The organism is Rhodopirellula europaea 6C (assembly GCF_000338295.1).
Classification (GTDB): Bacteria; Planctomycetota; Planctomycetia; order Pirellulales; family Pirellulaceae; genus Rhodopirellula; species Rhodopirellula europaea.
The window spans coordinates 1-20,833 of the sequence record NZ_ANMO01000067.1; the positions used below are offsets into that span (position 1 = coordinate 1).

Genomic DNA, 20,833 nt, shown 5'->3' on the forward strand with positions numbered 1-20,833 from the left:
CCATCACATTGCGTTCGGGAGCAACTTAAAAACACTTTAGATGACTCTAGCTACCTCTAACACTCATTCGTCGTTAGAGATTGTTAGATGGTTTTGATGCGGAAAACATTGGCTTTCCTGCAGGACCTTGAATTCAATCGTCTCGCAAATAAATTTTTCCGCAGAAGATTGGCCGATAGTTTCGAGCGAGTGCCAAGCCTCAGAAACGAGATCATCGCGACCTGAAAAGGAAATCAGTCGACCTGGCTGGTTAAGAAGCTCGGCTTGGCGGAATTCGACTGGTACATCCTGGGTGTAGAAATGGCAGTGTGTCCGGCCAATAAGAACGCCTACGGTGGCAAGGTGGCGGAGCCAACCATCCCGCGAAAAACCACAGGAAGAGGCAGCTGCGGCTATCGCTGAATACCTGGGTCTGCCCTGTCGTAACGTGCCAAGCGTTCCAATTGCATCAGGTGACCTGACCAAGCGAATCTGCAGGGCGAAGAAGATTCCTCGTGAGGCTCTTCGTAAGTTTGGCATGAGGGAGGAAACCCGCAACGGAAAACCTGTTATTCGCGTTGATGCTTATAACTGCTACGGGGACGTTCACTCGTACTTTGACATGACCGACTACGGAAAGGGGCTGAACGCTCCAGGTGAGGGTTCGTCCGGGATGTTTTTCCCGGGTCGACTTCCTCAGCCGGGTGAAACTTGGTACATCGTTGAGGGCTTGAAGGACGCTGCCGCCCTCACAGAACTGGGATATCTGGCCTGTGGCACTCCCGGAAACCACGTGCCTGCGAAACATGCTCGGCTCTTCAAGGATGTGAATGTCGTTCTTGTGCCGGACTTGGATAAGGCAGGCTTCTTCGATGGAAAAGACAAATCGGGAAGCAACCTTTTCGGGACTGCTAACTCGATCAAAGTTGCCCGACTGCCCGGTCCTCGCCCAGAAATTCCGCTCTCTTCGTTTGCATATGCAAAGCGGGAAGAGGTGCTGATCGAATGAGCAAACGGCTTGTTGTCGACCGGACAAACGCCGGTGCAAACCTTTCCTTTGAACCGGTGAGCATCTATGTTTCAACTGCAGCGGCTAGGACCGTACATCCGAAAACCGGGCTTCACCACCCGGCCGCCGCTGCTCTCTTTCTTTGGTGAATGCGAGTAGGTGACGCAACAATGGCAAGTTTGACGAAAGAATCCGACCGCGGTCGGCAGGGGCTGCGACTTCGCTTCTACCTGAACCGAAAACGCAAATCGCTTTATCTTGGCAAGATCAGCAAACGGAACGCTGAGACGGTCAAGCGACACATCGAAGAGCTGGTTCATGCGATCGAGTCCAACACCAAACCCGATGCAGAAACGGTTCGGTGGGCTAATGGACTCGAGGGCCGGATGCGTGAGACCTTGGAAAATTGGAAGCTGATTCAACCGCTGACCAAGTCAGCCACGAGCGTTGAAAAGACATTGGGGCCTTTCCTGGATCAATACATCGCAGGAAGGACTGATGTGTCCGCAGCGACCCGGGAAAAGTACGGGCATACCAAACGTTTTCTGGTTGGCAAGTTTGGAGCCGATCACCAGTTGGATACGATCACCAAAGCTGATGCGAAGGCTTGGCAGCGCTGGTTGATGGAACAACCGGCTCGTATCGACAAAGACGGAAAGGTCGTCCGAACGATGGCACCGTCCACCGCATCCAAGCACGTCAAACGCGCGAAGACGATGTTTGCAGAGGCTGTCGATGCCGAACTGATCCCTTCGAACCCCATGGACGCCATCAAAGGCGGTGAAGAGGTCAACCGCAGCCGCGATCACTTTGTCGACCGGCAATCCGCAAAGCAGGTTCTCGATGCCTGCCCTGGCATTCAGTGGCGTCTGATCTTCGCACTGGCTCGCTACGGTGGACTGCGACGTTGCGAGATCACGGCTTTGAAATGGTCCGACGTTCAGTGGGACCAAGCTAGGCTTCGCATCGATTCGCCCAAAACAGGACTTCGCTTCGCTCCGATCTTTCCTGAGCTCCGCCCAATCTTGGAAGAGGCGTTCTACTTGGCCGAAGACGGCGATCTCCGCTGCGTCACGCGGTACAGCCGTTCTTCCAATCTTGGCACCCAGATGAATCGCATTATCGAGCGAGCAGGTCTGGAGCCGTGGGAGAAGACCTTTCAAAACCTGCGAGCTTCCCGTCGGACGGAGTTGGAAGAACGCTTTGCCAACCACGTCGTCAATTCGTGGATGGGACATTCGGCACGCGTGGCCGAGAAGAGCTATCTGCAAGTGACGCCTGCCCACTGGGAAGAAGGGGCGACAACTGAGACTGGCCTCAGCTGCGAACGGGACCGCGGTCCCATTGGCGGTCCCATTCCTGCTCGTACTCAGCCATCTACAGCCAACGAGGCACAAAAAAACCTGGGATATCTTGGTCAGTACGACGCAAAATGCCCAGGTAATGTTGCCTCAGCTCCCCCGACAGGACTCGAACCTGTGACAAGGCGGTTAACAGCCGCCTGCTCTACCAACTGAGCTACAGGGGATCACGAGCCGGTTCCGACTCGTCGTGGGGCGAATGTTAGCTACTGATCGGTGGCGATTCAAGGCGGGTTTTCTCTGGATTTTCATTCCGGAGGGATTCGTTTTGACGCCGCCTGCCTATCCGGACCCGCAAAACTGCTAACGTGGACAAACGTTTGCTTCCGAACTTGCCCTCCCAACGGTTCGCTCCCGCTTCCCACGGCTCGGCCATGCGTCCTGACGCTCCATCCAACCCAGATCACTCACGTGGCTCCAGCACCTCCTCGGACGCTGAAAAACGGGCTGGCAGGCGGTGGCGGCGGCTTGAGCATCTGATGCCGGATCTGGCTCGGCAACTGACGCCGGCGTCATTCCACTCTCTCTGCCGCGATCTCGGTTTGCCCGCCCAACCAGCTCTGGCACCGGTCTCCAGTCGGCTGGGGCACAGCCCGGTCCGACATCGTGAAATGGCCCGGCAACTGGCCGCTTCGATGCTGGACGCTCGCGAGCGACATATGCACGTGATAACCGTAGAGAAGTCGGCGGCGGATCCCTGGGTCGCTCAAGCCGCCAAAACGTTCGACGTGCCGCTGGTTCGCTGGACCGCTCGCCAGTTGCCCTCTCCAGCAAAGTCCTCTTCTTGCAAACCGCGATTCACCATCGATCGAGATGAATGGGTCGTCGCGGTGGCCGACCGCATCGATGTGTTGCACTCTCGCCGTGGCGGAAAGATCGAACAAGCGGTTTTGCGACGCTTAGAAGTCGATCCGTTTGGAGTGCGGGTTGGCATGGATGATCCCAGGGCAGCCGAAAGGTTGTTGGAAGCCGGAGCGTTGGGAAGGTTCCTGCCACGGTCATGTCATGCGACCTTGGACCATCAGGCAGAACGAAGCCAACCCAGTGCCGCCGATAAGTCGCGTGAGTCAAACGTGCTGGAACAAGACGAATGGTTGGTTCACTGCACGCGTCGTTGCGATGGGCCTTGGCCAGGCCAGTCGTGGCCTCAGTACTACGACGAGATGCTGCTGGGGTCTGACGAAGCGGCCTCGCGAGAAACGCTGGACTCACTGCGACGCATCGTGCGGATGCGGCGTTTGATTGCGGGAGCGACCACATCCAAGAGTGAACACCGCGTGGTTTGTCTGTCCGCCGTGCCGCTGCCAGAATTGCTGCGCCGGCGAACGTTTCGGTCCCACATCTCGCGGTGGGACTACGAACCGTTTGGAATCGCGATTCGGCGATCGGCCGCGACAGCGATTGGAGTGCGACCGGTCGTCTACGGCCCAGCGTCGGTCCGAGATGACTTGCCCGCCGACGAACGCTATCTCTATCAAGCCGAAGGTCGCGACCAGGATTGGACCGCGGAAAAAGAATGGCGGGCACTCGGCGATGTTGACTTGGATTCCCTCGATGCCAACGACGTTTGTCTGTTCGTTCCCAACGAGGCGGACGCACAAGTCATTGCCGAAGTGAACCATCGAGGCTGGCCGGTTTGCCATACCGAGCCGTGGCTTCAACCTTCCGCTCAGTAGGCCAAGGTTGGCTGTTGCCCGTTGACGGTTCGCGTGCGGTAGATCTGGCGAGCCGGCGAGTTGCGACGGTTCTGGGCGGTGCGAGCCGCCACGGTCGAGGTTTGCCCGTGACCGCTGTCGCTGATGATCGTTTCGCCTTCGTGAAGGATCACACCCTCGGACGAATGACCATACGATCCTCCGGAGCAAGAGTCACAGCCACCGGAGCACGAATCACAGCCACCGGAGCACGAATCACAACCGGTCGAGCACGAGTCGCATCCGCCACAGCCATCGCATCCGCCGAGGTCGGCAGGCGGGAACAGTGGCCGGCCTCCGGCACAGGTGTCACAGGCGGTTCCGCAGCCGTCGCGTTTGTATCCCCAGATGCTTTTGATGCCGGTGAAGACGGCTCGGCACTTGCCGCAAGATTGGCCGTTGTAGTTCCCGCACGAGTCACACGGGTCGTAGCAATCGGCGGGTTCGTTGATCCACGGGTCGATGTACAGTTCGCCGCATCCGTCGCAGGAATCGCAACCGCCGCAGGAATCACCGCAGACGCCGCTGTCGCAACCGACTCCAGGACCACAGGGGCCGCAAGCGTTCCACATGGGACCGACACATCCGGTCGACATCAGCAAACAGACCAGCGTCAACACGACAGCACAGGAGGATTTCATCGGGACGATCCGTGTCTCGAACAGGTGGAGGGACAAATGAACGACGCATTCGACTTGAATGAATCGCCTTGTTTCGTCATCGGCACCTCAGCCGGCAAACTCCACCCAAATTGAATGTGAGCGAGGGAAGAATTGAGAAGTGGCTGGAAAAAGGGTCAAGTTGGCGGGAGTTGCCTTGCTGACGCGGCGGGTGGGGAAGCTTGTGCCGTCCGAATTCTGGCGAATTCGGCTACGATCTGTGGGCGTCGGGGATCGCGTGGTGAAGGGAGAACAACGGGGCATGGATGGAATCGGGGCTCGACGGAACATTTGAGACAAATGTTCTACTCTGATCGCGCGGTAAAGACGCCTTGCTAACGCGGCGGGTTATGACGAACGACGATAGCGGGTCATTGAATTGATTAGCCGATGGCCGTTAGGCCCGGTTCTTGTGCGGTCCGAATTCTTGGCGAATCCGGCTACGTTGGCGTGTGGTCGTGCGGCCTGCGGACGGGCGGGACTCAGCCTGGTGGCCAGGTCATTTTGCGGCCGCCGAGCAGGTGAAAGTGGACGTGCGGGACTTCTTGGCCGCCGTCGGAGCCCGTGTTGACGACCAACCGATATCCGTCGCCCAAACCTTCCTCGGCCGCGACTTTGGATGCGACGACGACGCAGCGGCCCATGGCCTCCTGGTCCTCGTCCGTCAAATCCGCGAGCGACACGATCTCGCGTTTGGGAATGACCAAGATGTGCGTGGGAGCTTTGGGGGCGATGTCACGAAACGCCAGACACAGGTCGTCTTCGTAGACGATGTCAGCCGGAATTTCTTTGGCGATGATTTTCGAGAAGATGGATGTCATATTGCGATACAAACGGAGGTCGCGGGCGCGTCAAATTGATGCCCAACAAAAGGCGTGGAGTGAATTTAGGTTATCTTCGCTGTGTTCGAATTCCTAGATGTTCGAGGTCGAAGAGTTGCCCGATGAGCGAAACCCGACGTCAACGTTTGCAAGCCATCCTTTACCCGTTGGCCTATCACTCTCAGTTTCGCCAAAGCGAACTCACTGAATTGGTGGAGGAAACCCAAGCGGGCTTTGTCACACGAACCATCAACGCAGTGGTGCGAGCCGGTGTGCTCGAACGCGTTCATTCCGACGATGAACTTCACTACACATGGGCCTCCTCGGATCCAATCCAATTGATTGACCGATGGATCCAAGATCAGATCCATGGTGATCAAGTCAAAGAGCGACCGGAAGAAGAACGACCGCGAGAACGTTTGTTGCGTGATGGTGCGGCGTCGCTGTCCAACGCGGACCTGCTGGCGATCCTGATTCGCGTCGGCGTGGTCGGTGAATCGGCCACGACGGGAGGCACAAAGCTGGCCAATCACTTCGATGAGGAACTGGATGCGATTCGCGAACAAAGCGTTTCGGAATTGCGACACATCACCAAAGCGGTGACGAAAGCCAGTTACTGCCAAATCATGGCGGGGATCGAACTGGGCCGGCGAGCAACCGAAGCGGCTCGCGAACGTCCGGTGCAGATTGTCAAAATCACAAGCACCACGGAAGCGACCGAGTACTGCGCGCAGAAGTTCGCTTACTTGGCTGGCGATGCGGTGCAGGAAGAGTTCCACATCGTGACGCTGGACACCAAGCACAAACCAATCCGAACGCATCGCATCACAGTGGGAACGCTGGACAGTTCGCTGGTGCATCCTCGCGAAGTGTTCCGGCCGGCGATCCGAGACGCGGCCGCCGCGGTGTTGTTGGTGCACAACCATCCGTCAGGCGACCCAACGCCCAGCCGCGAAGATCATGCGGTGACGGAGCGATTGACGGAGGCCGGCAAGCTGATCGGCATCTCAGTGCTGGACCATATTGTTGTCGCGAAGGAGCGATGCCTGAGCTTGCGAGAATGCTGATAGTCGCGGGGCTCTGCGTGCGGCCTTGCTCACGCGGCGGGTTACGAAGGCATAGCGGGGATCTGAAATCTGGCGATTCCAGCTACGGGCGACGGAGGATCACGGCACCAATCAGCCGGCGGCCGTTAGGCCCGGTTCTGTGATGGTGGAACCGAGGCGAACGCCTAAACGGCTTAATAGCGCGGCGGGTTGCGACGAGATGGCGAACGGCTGGCAGGTTCAAATGAACGACGCGACCGGCATGACCAGGATCTTGCCGTCGCCGATGCGGCCGGTGCGAGTGACTTCGACAATCTTGTCGAGGACCTCTTCGAGACGCAGGTCATCGACCCAGAGAGTGATCTCGACCTTGGGCACAAAGGCTTCCGAGTACTCGGTGTCTTGGTACTGATCGAGGTAGCTTTTTTGGCGGCCGTAGCCTTTGACCTCCATCACACTCAACCCTTCCAGCGGAGCCCGACGAAGGGCTGCGAGAACGTTCTCGGCCAGATGCGGTGAAACGACGGTGACGACTTGTTTCATGATCGCATCCGGCATTCAGAAGGGTATGACACGATAGCTCAGCTCATCATCCGGCGGCGGGTTGATGTTTGTTGGCCAACAACTCGGCAATTTGAACGGCGTTGGTCGCGGCACCTTTGCGAAGGTTGTCGCTGACGCACCAGAACGCGATTCCGTTTTCGGAGCTGATGTCTTGGCGGATTCGACCGATGAAGACATCGTCCTTGCCGTCGCAATCACGCGGCATGGGATAGGACTTGGAATCCAAGTCATCCACCACGGTGATTCCATCAGCGGCTTCCCAAAGCTCGCGAGCTTTTGCGGCAGTGATCGGCTCACGGGTTTCGACCAAGATCGATTCGCTGTGTCCGATCGCGACAGGCACACGAACGGCGGTCGGGCAGACTTGGATGGAATCATCGCCGAGAATCTTTTGAGTCTCGTGCACCATCTTCATCTCTTCGCTGGTGTAGCCGAGATGCTTTTCCGATCCGATCTGCGGAATCAGGTTGAATCCGATTGGGTGTTGAAATGTTTCTGGCGAATGGGCTTGCCCGTCGAGGCTGGCTCGCGTGCTGGACTCGAGTTCGACGTTGCCGGCCAAGCCAGCTCCACTGGTCGCTTGGTAAGTGCTGACGATGACCCGGCGAATACCAACGGCTTTGTGCAGCGGAGCGAGTGCAACGACCATCTGAGTCGTGCTGCAGTTGGGGCTGGCGATGACACCTTGGTGGCCATCGACCGCTTCGGGGTTCACTTCGGGAACGATCAACGGGACGGTTGGGTCCATCCGCCAATACGCACTCTCGTCGACCACGATCGCGCCGGCTTTGACCGCCCAAGGCGTGAACTCAGCGGAGACCTCATCGGGTGTGCTGGCGATGACCAGATCGACGCCTTCAAAGGCCGACGGTTCCATCAGCTCGACGGTCAGCATTTCGTCGCCGTAACGAACTTGGGTGCCGGCGCTGCGAGCCGAGGCGAGCAAACGCAGTTTCCGCATGGGGAACTTGCGAGCGTGGAGCTGGTCCAGAACGATTCGGCCAACGGCACCGGTGGCACCGACGAGTGCAACGCAATCAAACATGAGTGGATCAGGAGACGGAGAAACAAAGTGGGGAGGGAAACGAGTCTTCAGCCGCCAGCGATTCATCACGTCCCGAAACGCGTTCGATTCGCGATCGGACGGAACGTGAGTTCCCGGCAGCGGTTTTCATGCCACCAGTTTGGTCTTTCCAGACGCAAACGCAACGGGAAACAGCACCCGGCAAGTTGAAAAAGCTGGTGAGCTAAAAAAGCCCGAGTCGCCCCGGAGACACCCGCACCCGCTTTCAGGTTCGCGGCCGATCGTTTCCTTGGACGAAGCACACCCCTCGACGGGCGTCAAAATCCGTACGACGGGCTTCCTAGCCCGTCGAAGACGCCAGCACGACGGACTTGGAAGTCCATCGTACGGGTTCGGTTCATCCTAGCGGCGAGCCATTCGGCGTGCGATCGCTTCGCGGGACAGAGGCATGATCTTGGCGGCTCCGCCAGTGTTGTAGAGCAAATCGTCGCGGCTGGGTTTGGATTCCGCGTCGTCGTACTGAACCAAGAACGCACCGACTTGGACGCCCGCTTCGTGATAGACAGGTGGCCAAAATTCTTCGCCGCGGATTGCCAGCGTCTTGGCCAGCAAGCGAGTGGCTCGGCCGGAGAATCCGCTGAGCACCATGTCCAGGCGACCGAGGGCTTCGTGGAACAGGTAGAACACCAACGCGGTGTCTTTGCCTTGTCCGCCAGCGTACTCCCAAGTGCCGTCGTCTTTTTCGTAGTAGAAGCCGGGTTCCGGTGCGTCCATGTTCTTGCTCAGACGCATGCCAGCCGAAGCGGCACCCGGTTTTGGGTCGCTGTCACGATACCGAAGGAAGAACGGGCAACTGCGAGCTGATACGTCGTCAACGTCGTCTTCGGTCACAAACGGAGTGCATCCGAACGCATCGGAGAACAACAGCTCGACGGCCGGGTTGCTCTTCACGCTGCCGATGCAAACCATTCCGCGGTCGCCTTGGGCTTCGGTGAATCCTTCGAAGACTTCCGTCGCACGAGCTCGAGCGTCTTCCAACGTGACTTGGCCGGGACTCCACACCAACGATTGCTGAATGCGATCGGGCATGGGCACCGAAGTCGTCGCGTTTGACTCGGGGCCTTCGCCGATGTGTTTGGCCACACCGCCCAAGGTCGAGATGCCGTTGAGCAATTCGCCAACCAACACCGAGTCGCTGGCAACGACCATGGCGTTTTCGGGTGAGTTGTTGCCTTCGCCTTGTCGAACACCGACAACGATTTCGATGTCGCTTCGGCGAGCCAACTGCTCCCAGAAGTTTTCTGCGTTGACAGCAAACAAGGCACCGGGCAATTGATCCGCCGTCGCGTGCCCTTGATCGATCAGGTAATCGCACAAACGCGACAGGGCATCCAACGGGATGTACTTGGCTTCGTTTTTGAGCAGCGAAGCAACCTGGTGTCGATCCAATCCGGTGTGTTCGACGATCGCTTTGATCGTACCGGGGCGTTTGCGCCGATCAGGGGTGTGCCCAAGCAGTTCTGCGAGCCGAAAAGCGTATCTCATGGCCGATTTGGAATAGGTGGAAAAGGTTGAGGTTGAAATCCGTGCCGCGTCAGACTGAAAACGGTGTCAATCTCACGAATCGCCGTCTGTATCTTGCCCCAACGCGGCAGAATCGGAAAGTCGACTAAAAGCAGCCGGTAGCAAATCTAAAGATCTTCGGCCGGAAAACCGCCCGTCGATCCGCGTCTCTGATAAGTCCCCCAATATGTTCACAGCGAGGATTCACCGGTAACAACTCTTTAGCGAATCGGTCGTTTGTATCCACACTGATGCCCGCGAAATCGTTGTAAACGAACGAAGCCACCCCGTTTGGAGCGATTCAAGTCACCCAACCAAGGCTGGTGACCTGAACTTTCTTCGTGCGAATAACATACAGCACCCGACAGAACAAATGTTTTGATTGATACAGAAGATGCTTCCAAGGCGACGGGATCGCCGATCGAATAGAATTGCAACGTTGTCTCGCCAGGAATGTTGTGGTCGCCATCGGCAGGTTCTGGCGTTTGATCGATTCGTTTTTGGATAGACCGCTTGTCCGTCGCCTCGTCCCCCCGCAAGCCCGCTTCGCAAACATCGCCGACCGGCACCGAATCTCGGTCACCTTCGGGCGAAGCGAAACCGGCCTACGACACTTTGATCCAAACCCGGATCGATGCGGCTCGGTCCGCGCTGTGGCGAGCCGAACTGACACGTCAAATGCTTCGCGGGGTTCTGGTGGCGATGGCCGCAATGCTGGCCTGGGTCGTGATGGACCAATGGATTTGGTCACCGGGAACCATCGGCCGGTTGGTCTTTGCAACGATCGCGATCGTTGCAGCGACCGTTCACATCGTCCGTTCGGTTTGGCCGGTGATGCGTTCATCGGTTCGTGCCGACTACGCCGCGCGAGCCCTTGAGCGAGACCATCCGGAATTGGGACATGCCCTTTCCAGCTACATCACGTTGACCGCTCAGGACTCCGGCGACGCGACTTCCAAAGGTCACCTGTCCAAACGAGTCGTCCAGTCGATCGGTGCGACCACCGCTGCGAAGTTGCGATCGATTGATGCCTTGCCCGAAGAAGCCACCGGGTTGCTGCGATGGTGGATCGCGACGATCGCTTTGATGTCGGTTCTGATGATCTACGCGATCGCGTCTCCCAAGAACACATTGCAATCAGCCGCGCGGTTGATGGCTCCCGCGGCCGACATTCGACCTGCTAATCGAGTCCAGATCACTGACGTTCAACCGGGCGATGCGGAGATTTTGGCTGGGCGGACGGTGGTGGTTTCCGCAAACATCCGTGGCTTGCGAGAAGAAGAATCCGTCGAGTTCCGTTGGCTGAATTCGAACGCGAAAGAATCGTCCAGCTCTTCAAGCAACGAGACGTCCAACGGCCGATCCACTGAGATGCAAATGGACGAGTCGACCAGCACCACGTCGACCACCGCCTACGCCGCATCCATTGAAGTCTCCCATCAAGCCAGTGGAGTCCAACGTTACGAGATCGTGGCAGGCGACGCGGTCGCGGGACCGTTTGAGTGGACAATCCGCGACACACCCGTCGTCAGTGTCACCGAAGTTCAATATCAACCACCAGCGTACACCGGAGAATCATCTCGCATTCGACGCAGCGGTTCGATTCGAGGCGTCGATGGAACACGAGTGATCTTGAGAGCCCGAGTCAATCGCCCGGTGGCTCGTGCGGTGGTCGAATTCAATCCTAAACCAATGGGCCAAGAAGTTCGCGCGACGGCGGGCGTCCGTGAGATGACGCTGAGCGACGATGGCAGGTCGCTGGAGTTGCCGTTTGATCTTCGCAGTGGAGAAGTCGCGACGCGTGCGGTTGAACTGGAAAGCTATCGCATTCGTGTTTGGGACCAAGCTGAACAAACCAATTCCGACCCGATCGTTTATCCGATCGAAGTGATTCGTGATCTACCGCCAGAGATCACCATCGTGGTCCCTCGACGATCTCCCAAACCCGTTCCACTGGACGCTCAACAACTGTTTGAGATTCACGCAGCGGATGTGGACTTTGGATTGTCCGAAATCGAAATCGAGATCCGTCGCGGGATCGACTTGATCGCTCGTGCGTCGTTGTGGAAGAGCGAGTCTGGTGAGAAGGGCAACCAGATCGCTGAGTATCGCTTCCGCCCATCACGCATGATTTTGTCCAATGCCGGTCGTCGTGGTTCGCGCGCATCACGATTGATGGTCGGTGATGAAGTTGAAGTGGTGGCAGTCGCGACGGACAATCGACGCGACGCCAACAATCCAAACATTCAACCTGGCATCACGCGAACAGAACCCGTTCGGTTGCAGATCGTTGCCGGCCGCGATCCAGAAGAACAAACCCCGGAAGACCAGGACGACAACGACGGCCAAACGCCCGACGATGGTGGCTCGCCCAATGGTTCTGGCGCTGGCGAAGACGGTCAATCAGGAGGCGGCGGTGGCAGCGGCGAGAGCGGACAATCCGAGCAAGGTGGCCAGGGGGGTGAAGGCCAAAGTGGCTCCGGCGAATCCAATTCCGAGCAAACCGGGAAAAACGAAAACGGCAGCGGCGGCGATTCCGATGGCAATTCATCGGGCGGCGAATCATCGGAAAGTGACTCCGATCCAAACGATCCATCTGAATCAAACGGCGGTGACGGTGCCTCTGGTTCAAACAACAACGATGGGTCCGAACCAGGTGAATCTTCTGCGGGAAATCCCGGTGAAGGTTCGAGCGACCCGAACGCCATGTCAGAAGGCCAAGACAACTCAACCGGTGGTGAAGCCGGAGAGAACGAAGCGGGCCAACCCAACAATGCACAACAGTCGGCCGATGGTGCACCCGAAGGCGGCCAAAGAAACACCAACCAGCAAAGCGGTGAAGCGGGTGAACAAGGCTCGTCGGAAACGTCTGAGTCGGGAAGCAATCAAGACGGATCGAACGGCACTTCAGGAAAGTCGGAAGGCTCTCAAGAATCCGGCGGTTCACGCCAACCACAATCCGCACCGCAGGATGACGCGGAAGCGTTCGAACGCATCAATGACTACTTGAAAGAACAGCAAGAACGCGAGGGCGGCCAACAACCATCCGGCGAGAATCAGTCCGGTGACAATCCGGCTGGAAACGACTCGAACAGCCCGAACCCTCAAAAAGGCACTTCGCAAGACGGGAATTCGCAAGAAGGCCACAAACGAGGAGCCGGCTCAGAGTCACAATCCAGTGACGCAAACAACCCAGGTGCCGAACAGAACGGTTCGGAACAGTCCAGCGGCAACTCATCCAACGACAACGGCATGGACGAAGGCTCGACCGGCGAAGAGGCATCGGAAAACGGGTCGGGCGAATCCGGCTCAGAATCCGCTGACGCTCAAACAGGAGACCCGGGACAAACCCCGGGAGACTCAGAACGACAATCGGGCGAACCTGGGCAAACGCAGGATGGATCGTCCTCATCGGAAAATGGTGATGGTTCGCAAGACGGCTCGTCCGAAGCCGGCACGCAGAACTCTGACCAGCAAGACAACCCGGGCAATCAAGACGCCTCCGATCGCAATGCCTCCGAACAGGGAACCTCCAGCGATCAAGCTGGTGATCAAAGCTCATCGAATCAAGATGCTTCGTCGGACGCTTCCCCGAGAGATTCAGACCAGGGCAATTCAGACCCAGGCAATCCAGAACAGGGCGGCTCAGAAAAAGCGGGCACCAACAAGGATGGAACTCCGTCGCAATCCAATTCCAACGGGAGTGAATCATCCAACTTCACCGGTGACTCAACGGCCAGCGGAAACTTGAATGGTTCAGGCGAAGGCGAAGCCGAACTGCCCAAGGCCGATCCAGCTGACTTGGAATACACCAAACGAGCCACCGACATGGTGCTCGACTACCTCGATGAAACTCGTCAGGACCCTGATCAAAATTTGCTTGATCGACTGAAGTGGACGCCGGAAGACTTGCAACGATTCCGAGAGCGTTGGCAAAACGTCAAACCGATCGACCAACCGGATGCGGATCCCAACTTGGACCGATCCGACGTCGAAGAGGCGCTGCGTAGTTTGGGGATGCGAGCTCCCAAGGGCATGCGTTCTGAATCCAAACCAGGTGAACAAGATGGGCAGAGAGGATTGCAAGACAGCGGCAACCGCCGCCAAGCTCCCGCCGCTGTCCGCGATGCCTTCGAAGCATTCCGCCGTGGTTGGAGATCCTCTGGCTGAAGCCCGTTCCCCAACATTCGCAGACGATTTCGCGATGCGGGCCTCCCAAGCGAATGTCGCATACCTAGTTGCGGCGACATCGGTGCACCGTCACGATTGGTGGGTTGCCACACGCCCGCTACCTTGACCTTGGATGGAACTTTTCGGCCAAGGCCCGCGATTCGAATGAGATAGTCTGCATGCTCGCACGTCTTAAAACATTCACGTTGCTCGGTATCGAAGCGATGCCGGTCGATGTCGAAGTCGATATTTCTCCAGCCGCGATGCCCAAGACGATCTTGGTCGGTTTGCCAGAAGCGGCGGTCAAAGAATCCACCCACCGCGTCGAACGAGCGATCGTCAACAGCGGCTTCATCCGCCCGCAAGATCGCGTGGTCATCAACCTGGCTCCCGGTGACCTGCCCAAACAAGCGCCCTCGTTCGATTTGCCGGTTGCCTTGGGAGTGTTGGCGGGCAGCGGTCAATTGGTGCTCGATCGCCTGGAAGACTACGCCGTTGTCGGTGAACTGGCACTCGAAGGCATTACCCGACCGGTCAAAGGTGCACTGTCCATCGCAATCGAAGCAGCCAAAGACAAATCGCTGAAGGGATTGGTCGTGCCATCCGAATCGGCTGCCGAAGCCGCCGTGGTCGAAGACCTCGAAGTGATCGCGGTCGACAGTCTGTCTCAGTGCGTCGCATTCTTCGCCGGTGAAATTGATGTCCCGCCGGTCCCCAGCGGTGTCGAAGAAATCTTTGAAGCCTTCAGCGAATACGAAGTCGACTTCGCTGATGTGCGCGGCCAAGAATCCGCCAAACGAGCGATGACCATCGCGGCGGCGGGACGCCACAATTTGCTGATGATTGGTCCACCGGGCAGCGGGAAAACCATGTTGGCCAAACGCATGCCGACGATCCTGCCTCCGCTTGTCCCCGCGGAATCGATCGAGACCACTCGTATTTACAGCGCCGTGGGGCAGCTTCCAGCCAAACAACCGTTACTGGCACGCCGGCCGTTCCGCAGCCCTCACCACACGATCAGTGATGCGGGCTTGGTTGGCGGAGGCAGTCCGCCGGCACCGGGTGAAATCAGCAAGGCTCACAACGGCATCTTGTTCTTGGATGAGCTCCCGGAGTTCAATCGCAAGACTCTCGAAGTCATGCGACAACCGCTCGAAGACGGCGTCGTCACCATCTCAAGAGCCCTTCGAAGCACAACCTTCCCCGCAGACTTCATGCTCATAGCTGCAGCCAACCCGTGCCCTTGTGGGTACAGGTCAGATCCTCGAAGAAGCTGTAACTGCACGCCGCCCCAAATTGAACGGTACATGGGAAAGATTTCCGGGCCACTACTCGATCGCGTCGACATTCACATCGAGGTTCCCGCGGTACCGTTTGAAGAGTTGTCGTCGCGCGATGCGTCGAGCGAGACCAGTGCGATGATGCGTGAATCCGTCATGCGTGCTCGCGACGTGCAAGCCGAACGATTCGATGGCAGTCCGATTCGCTACAACGCTCAAATGAGCAGCCGACAAACACGGCAGCACTGTGAACTGAGCGCGGCCAGCAAGACGTTGCTCAAAGCCGGGGTGGAATCGCTGGGCCTATCCGCTCGGGCCCACGACAAAATCTTACGTGTGGCAAGAACGATCGCTGATCTCGCCGGAGATCCTGACATCAGCGAAGAGCACCTCGCCGAAGCCATCGGCTACCGAAACCTCGACGCTGATCTTTGGGTGTAGCGACGGAAAACGTCGCTACCATCCGGTAAGACGGAGTGCCGCTTCGTCGGAAAACGAAGCGTTCCGGAACGGCTGACAGTCACTTCCTTGTTGACTAAGCTAAGTTTGCCAGTTGCGATCCGCCGAAGGTGTTGTTGAGGAACTCCAGTCATTGACCTTTTCTTAAACCCAAAACGCCGACGCCGTCGGAAACGATCTCGCAAACCGCGATTTGAATGGCTTGGGGCTCGAGTGCTCATGGCGGGCGATTTGCAGAATGCCTACCTGCCCGCGGATGTCAACGGCGATCTGCGCGTCTCAGCTCTCGACGCATTGCTCGTCATCAATCAACTGCAGCAGGACGCGGCGAATCCCGTGAGTGAAAGTGACTCTGGGTCGCTCATTTTCCCCGATGTCAGTGGCGACGGTCGTGTGTCGGCGCTGGATGCACTTAAAGTTGTCAATGTACTGAATCGACAGCCTGATCTCTACTCGATGCGTCTTGCGAATGACACGGCCCCCGGGGGAACCACGAACGACGATCAAATCACCTCTGACTTCACGATCGAAGGACATTTGAATTGGCCCGAAATCTCTTCTTCTGAAAGCCGCCGAGCGTTTTTAAGCGGCAAAGACAATTTCGGGCACTATGAAGAGATCGAGTTGAGCAGGTACACAACCGGAGATTTCTTTCGGGTTCCTGACCATGCAATGAGCGTCTTTGCAAGCTACGGACCTTCGGTGGGAGACACCTTCGTTATCCATTTGAACATTGAAGTGGATGACATACCTCTGTCGTCGCCGCGTCCGAGCTTGGAGGTGTTCTATGACCAACGTTCCCCCAGTCTCTCGCTGCCAAGCTATGTAGGGCGTGAGGCCGATTCGTTGTCCTTGGTCGTGAATGACGCATCAGGTGTCACAGCGGGCAGTTTGACGACCCTGACCTTCGCCGCGATGGGCGACGATCCTTCGCACACGAGTTCCTTGGATTTCGAGATCGAACGACAAGCTGATCGGAACCGAGATCTGATTGATATCTCGCTCGAAAGCTTAAGCTTAGGCCCAAACGAAATTCTTTCTTTGCGGCTCGATGGTTACTTGGACGATCTGGCGGGCAATCGCTTGGAATATTCTGGTGACCTTTTGCTTCGACAAGGGCAGACGCAATCGCCTGGCGGATCAGACGCGTTTGATCCCACCAGTGTGGTCGCAGCGCGGGGGCAAGCGTTTCGCGATGATGTGGCGACGGCCAATCCAGGACAAGTCATCACAGTACCGTTGCCAATTGGCGGCGGAAGTCGGATTACATTTCCCGTCCTTGAACCGAATGACAAGACTGACGATCCGCCGGAATTGAAACGCCAACAAGCTTACTTGCACGACATCGATCGTCTTGCGGGAACCGCGACGGTACAAGTTCCGTGGAATGCAATTTCAGGTCCATTGCTGGGGTCGGACGGGGACCATCTGTTGGATCTGCATCTCGTTCCCGATCCGAATGGCAGCGTGCAAATTGGTCGCGGATTCATTTCAACGGATCCCGTGAGACTCAATCAAAGCTGGGTGCTCCGTTCATTGGGTGGTGCCTACTCCGACTCGAGCCATCACTACTTTTACCGCTTGCTCACCGAAGACGAGGTTGTGCAGTGGGAACAACGCGACCTGAGTGATTCGATCACGCCATCTGACGTTTCGCAGTGGTCGCCACTCGTCCATTTGGCCCCTGCTCCTCGCCTTGGATTTCAGTTCATCCAAGTCGCTGGCCCAGACGGCGTTTCCGACCCTCAACCTTTGCAATCTTCGCTGCCTCAATTGGGCAAGATCAATGCATTGACTTACACCGACGATTTTCAATCGTTCTGGCTCGCGAGTCCGGGACAAATCATCCGATCCGACGTCCAGACATCCGAAGTACAGGGCGGCGTTCTGCGAAGCAATTTGCTGGCGGACCTTTCATCAGCACAGCCGGTGCTCAATAAGGCGTTTGTAGTTGAGTCACTACAAGAGGTGCCAGGCAGCGATTTGACCGCCGTAATGGAACGAACGTCAGAATCATCGCTGAATCCTGACGGGATCTACCTCATTGCCTGGATGTCAAACGAATCAAGTCCCACTCCGGGTTGGGTCATCGATCCAGAAACAGGCAAGACGATCGGCATCATCAATGAAGCTCTCTTCGATGCGATCGATCGTGAGTTGTACTTTGCTCCGGTCTTCGAAACGACGCGGCAAGTTTGGTTTCGATTGAAACGTGACCTGAGCCAGTGGGAACAAATTTCAGCCGTCGATGCTACCGTGACGGACAGTGGAGGTGACGCAGGGATCCCGGTACTCCACACACTGCCGGGAGATTGGCAAAACGAACAGCAAAGATTGGACTGGGACCCGGTCAACCAACAAGTTTTGTTGACCTCGATTGGGGTTCCATTCGGAGAGTCGTTTTCAACGGTGGTCACCTCCGCGTTCGACTTCGACGCGAGAGTCTTTCGAGAAAGCGAAGGTCCCGACGAGTTTGCACCCTTCGTCAGATCACTGACCCCGGATGTGCGGGGTGACGTTCGTCACATCATGGCGTTGAGCGAGCGGTTGTTCGCGAACACTCCCCCCACTCCGATTCGGCCGAGCGACGTGCCACAGCCAGTCGAAAGCACTTTGACTGCAATCCTTTCCCAAGCGACGTTTGGCGAACCTGCCCAGCCAACAATCTCTTCCGCGAATCCAGGCCAGACCATTGAGGTGATGGGGACAGGGTTCAGTGAATTCACGGAATTAGAATTCACAACAGACGGATCCACCATTTATAAGCAAACTCTCCGAGAGTCACCCTTCACGCAAAGAGTGACGCCAATTTGGGTGAGCGAAGATCGAACCAAGGCTCGCTTTCAAGTTCCCGAATATGCCGTGACGGCGCCGGTTCGGTTGACTGATTCCGAACAAACGTTGCCGCTGCAAATTGTTCCCCAAATCGCGTTGCCGGATGAAATCACCTCCGGATCACGTGATCGATCGTCTGTTCGCCATTACGGCTTCTCGAATGTTGCTTCGCGTGCTTTTCAAGTCTGGGTTGATGAGAAGTTCGCCTGGGGATGCCGAGACGTTTTGCTGAGTGAGACGTGCAACGACTTCGTTCATGCCAATACCGCGGTAGAGATCTCGCGGTCATTGGAACTGGTCACTTTGGGCGGTCGAGACCGGATCGAGTACAAGCCAACGCAAGGATCGGCTGACCTGCAGATGGACCAAGTGATCAACGTGACGCCAGTACTAGGACATGCCTTTTCGTATGAAGGAATGAAGTCCGATCAATACCTGGCCGGCAGCGAGGTCATCTTTACCGTCGCCCATGACGACTCGCCATCAACAGGCGATAACCCTTGGCCTCCCTCGGTGTGGGTGGATCTGTTGCTGCCTTTTCATGACACGCAGTTGCAACACTTTCGCACGATACGTGCAGATCATGTCAACGACGGGGAATATCGCCTGTGCTTGCCCTTTGATTACGCAGGCGGATGGATCGTCCCCAGGGGAACTCTTCCTGTCTCTCAAGAAGCCGCCGACGATTTGGGATTGCGAATCGAAATCGTCCCCACAGTGATTGCTGCCACAGGCGACTCGGATCTCCCAGGATCAAATTTGCTTTTTCATGGTGCAAATCTCTCAGAGGTTGAGTTTTCGATCGATGGTGTTCCCGTTGAGAAAAATCAGCTGACCTCCGCGACATCCATGAGCACTTATCAAATCGAAGTTCCCGCCGGAGTTGATCATGGTCGAATCACGTTTCGTGCCGCAACACTGGCTGCATCTTTGGAACGCCTGGATCCATGGTGGATCGATGACGCGATGCCAGTCGCGAACCAAGGCAACCCAAATTTCAGTGACCTTCCCTCGATCAACGATGATCAGGCCTTTGATTTCGCGTTTCAATCGAATGGATCAACGAGCGAACATCCGTTTCGATTCATACGCGATTCCGAAGTTTGGCGAGCCGATTTCTTTGAAGCCGCTGGAGACCAAACGGATGATGGACGAACAATCGCGTCATACGAACCACACGTGTTCAACCTTTTCGAGGGTATCTTCGGTAGCTCGTCGGATGCCATTCTTCATTTGATCCCGATATTGCCGCGAGTGAGTCAGTCCTTTGCTGGGGGCGTCAAGGTTCAGGAACAATCGTCCGGCCTTGTGATCCCTCAAATCAGTTTTCTGACGTCTGAATTTTCTGATCTCTCGATTCGCTGGGGCGGTCAATCCTGGACACTTGATCGGGACAATCTCGTTTGGAAGAAAGTGACGCTCCCGTCCGGCGTCACGCAGCACGTTCGGACACTGAGCCCGACCAACGACGCAGAGTCCGTCACATTCATCGCGAGCTCGACGAGTTCAAACTCGAACCGACTGCCGGGAAACTGGAAGACGATGTTATCGTTCATTCCAGAAGAGCGTCCCTGGGACATCGAGGCGCCCATCTTGGTTGGGAATCATTGGGGAAATTCGGAAGTTCCGGCTCCCGATCCCCAGGAGCTGGCTGCGGTAATTGCTGCAATCAATACCGGGGCAGGTACCCCAAGAGACCCAAACCTGCCAAGCATTCATTTTGGGCCTGGCGATCGCATTCTTGACGAGAACACCATTTTCGCAGGTCTCTTCTACCAGGATCCCAATTCGCCAACAGAGGAAAGCCAGCCAGCTCAGCAAACCCGGTGGCTTGCGTTTCCGATGGAGTATCGTTTGCTGGAAATGCCTGACCAACTTCAGAGCGGATGGGTTCGCTACGGGCTGGGCGGCGATCCTTTTTATCTTCAGGTGGTTCCCTTTCTGTCGGCGCGACCCATCAACCGCTCGCAGTCAATTCGAATCGACTTGCGTGGTGTCGACGACAGTTCCCGATTGATTATTGAAGACAAAATCTTTCCTCTGACGGAAGATGAAGTGCGACAGGGTGCCTTGATACTTTCGATTTCCGACCCGCGGTTTGCTTCTTTGCGCAACTTCGACCAACCACTATCCGCTTTCGTTGACAGCCGAGGTGGAACGAGTGCTGCCATCATGATTTCAACCACCGATTTATCATGATCATCGGTTGCTTTGATGATGAACTTCCATGCTATTCCCGGTGGGAAGCTGTCGGCCGAAAGTCATTTCGAGCTGCGTCCTCAGCGAAGGAACAGCTTGCCAGTGGCCCAGCGATTACAGGCCCGGAGATTACAGTTCGCACGAGTCGGCGATTGACTTTTGGCCTGCTC

At 56.8% G+C, this 20,833-nt stretch carries 11 protein-coding genes, 1 tRNA gene and 1 pseudogene; 7 read left to right on the plus strand and 6 right to left on the minus strand.

Annotation, left to right across the window (positions count from 1 at the left end; all coding sequences use genetic code 11):
- Positions 1–709: 709 nt before the first annotated feature.
- A complete protein-coding gene (locus RE6C_RS05400; RefSeq protein WP_144054667.1) occupies positions 710–988 on the plus strand; it encodes a hypothetical protein in 279 nt (92 codons plus the stop codon).
- 386 nt (positions 989–1,374) lie between these two features.
- Positions 1,375–2,253: pseudogene (locus RE6C_RS33445) on the plus strand (tyrosine-type recombinase/integrase); the annotation flags it as partial.
- A 190-nt stretch (positions 2,254–2,443) separates the two neighbouring features.
- Here RE6C_RS33445 and RE6C_RS05415 read toward each other — a convergent pair.
- Positions 2,444–2,516: transfer RNA gene (locus RE6C_RS05415), tRNA-Asn, on the minus strand.
- Between the two features lie 312 nt (positions 2,517–2,828).
- Between RE6C_RS05415 and RE6C_RS05420 the strand changes: the two genes are divergently transcribed.
- Positions 2,829–4,025 (plus strand): hypothetical protein, encoded by a 1,197-nt coding sequence (locus RE6C_RS05420; protein ID WP_236617963.1) that lies wholly within the window; start codon positions 2,829–2,831, stop codon positions 4,023–4,025.
- Here the strand turns inward: RE6C_RS05420 and RE6C_RS05425 are convergent.
- Positions 4,019–4,684 (minus strand): hypothetical protein, encoded by a 666-nt coding sequence (locus RE6C_RS05425; protein WP_039961274.1) that lies wholly within the window; start codon positions 4,682–4,684, stop codon positions 4,019–4,021. The genes RE6C_RS05420 and RE6C_RS05425 overlap by 7 nt on opposite strands.
- A 500-nt stretch (positions 4,685–5,184) precedes the next feature.
- Complete coding sequence (locus tag RE6C_RS05430; protein ID WP_008654595.1) at positions 5,185–5,523, minus strand: histidine triad nucleotide-binding protein; 339 nt, start codon at positions 5,521–5,523, stop codon at positions 5,185–5,187.
- A gap of 122 nt (positions 5,524–5,645) precedes the next feature.
- Between RE6C_RS05430 and radC the strand changes: the two genes are divergently transcribed.
- Positions 5,646–6,590 carry a RadC family protein gene (gene radC, locus RE6C_RS05435; RefSeq protein WP_008654596.1) on the plus strand — a complete coding sequence of 315 codons (945 nt, stop codon included), beginning with the start codon at positions 5,646–5,648 and terminating at the stop codon, positions 6,588–6,590.
- A 219-nt stretch (positions 6,591–6,809) separates the two neighbouring features.
- Here radC and RE6C_RS05440 read toward each other — a convergent pair whose 3' ends face one another.
- The 3 genes from RE6C_RS05440 to RE6C_RS05455 form a co-directional block, all read right to left on the minus strand.
- Complete coding sequence (locus RE6C_RS05440) at positions 6,810–7,127, minus strand: P-II family nitrogen regulator (protein ID WP_008654597.1); 318 nt, start codon at positions 7,125–7,127, stop codon at positions 6,810–6,812.
- Positions 7,128–7,158: 31 nt separating this feature from the next.
- The gene (locus tag RE6C_RS05445; protein ID WP_008654598.1) at positions 7,159–8,178 is read right to left on the minus strand and encodes an aspartate-semialdehyde dehydrogenase; all 1,020 of its coding nucleotides are present in this window, start codon (positions 8,176–8,178) and stop codon (positions 7,159–7,161) included.
- A gap of 381 nt (positions 8,179–8,559) precedes the next feature.
- Positions 8,560–9,702, minus strand: coding sequence for a helix-turn-helix domain-containing protein (locus RE6C_RS05455; protein ID WP_008654601.1), 1,143 nt, complete (start codon positions 9,700–9,702; stop codon positions 8,560–8,562).
- Positions 9,703–10,335: 633 nt separating this feature from the next.
- Here RE6C_RS05455 and RE6C_RS05465 point away from each other — a divergent pair.
- From RE6C_RS05465 to RE6C_RS05475, 3 genes are all read left to right on the plus strand, one after another.
- Positions 10,336–13,890 (plus strand): hypothetical protein, encoded by a 3,555-nt coding sequence (locus tag RE6C_RS05465; protein WP_008654603.1) that lies wholly within the window; start codon positions 10,336–10,338, stop codon positions 13,888–13,890.
- Between the two features lie 179 nt (positions 13,891–14,069).
- Positions 14,070–15,611, plus strand: a complete 1,542-nt coding sequence (locus RE6C_RS05470; protein WP_008654604.1) for a YifB family Mg chelatase-like AAA ATPase — start codon at positions 14,070–14,072, stop codon at positions 15,609–15,611.
- Between the two features lie 237 nt (positions 15,612–15,848).
- Entirely contained in the window at positions 15,849–20,663 is a 4,815-nt protein-coding gene (locus RE6C_RS05475) for a dockerin type I domain-containing protein (protein WP_008654605.1), read from the plus strand.
- The last annotated feature ends 170 nt before the right edge of the window (positions 20,664–20,833 follow it).

Bases quoted from the DNA above. Each gene is read 5' to 3' on its own strand.
- RE6C_RS05420 (WP_236617963.1), top strand. From the start codon at position 2,829: ATGCCGGATCTGGCTCGGCAACTGACGCCGGCGTCATTCCACTCTCTC.
- RE6C_RS05455 (WP_008654601.1), bottom strand. From the start codon at position 9,702: ATGAGATACGCTTTTCGGCTCGCAGAACTGCTTGGGCACACCCCTGAT.
- RE6C_RS05430 (WP_008654595.1), bottom strand. From the start codon at position 5,523: ATGACATCCATCTTCTCGAAAATCATCGCCAAAGAAATTCCGGCTGAC.
- RE6C_RS05445 (WP_008654598.1), bottom strand. From the start codon at position 8,178: ATGTTTGATTGCGTTGCACTCGTCGGTGCCACCGGTGCCGTTGGCCGA.
- RE6C_RS05475 (WP_008654605.1), top strand. From the start codon at position 15,849: ATGGCGGGCGATTTGCAGAATGCCTACCTGCCCGCGGATGTCAACGGC.
- radC (WP_008654596.1), top strand. From the start codon at position 5,646: ATGAGCGAAACCCGACGTCAACGTTTGCAAGCCATCCTTTACCCGTTG.
- RE6C_RS05425 (WP_039961274.1), bottom strand. From the start codon at position 4,684: ATGAAATCCTCCTGTGCTGTCGTGTTGACGCTGGTCTGTTTGCTGATG.
- RE6C_RS05470 (WP_008654604.1), top strand. From the start codon at position 14,070: ATGCTCGCACGTCTTAAAACATTCACGTTGCTCGGTATCGAAGCGATG.
- RE6C_RS05440 (WP_008654597.1), bottom strand. From the start codon at position 7,127: ATGCCGGATGCGATCATGAAACAAGTCGTCACCGTCGTTTCACCGCAT.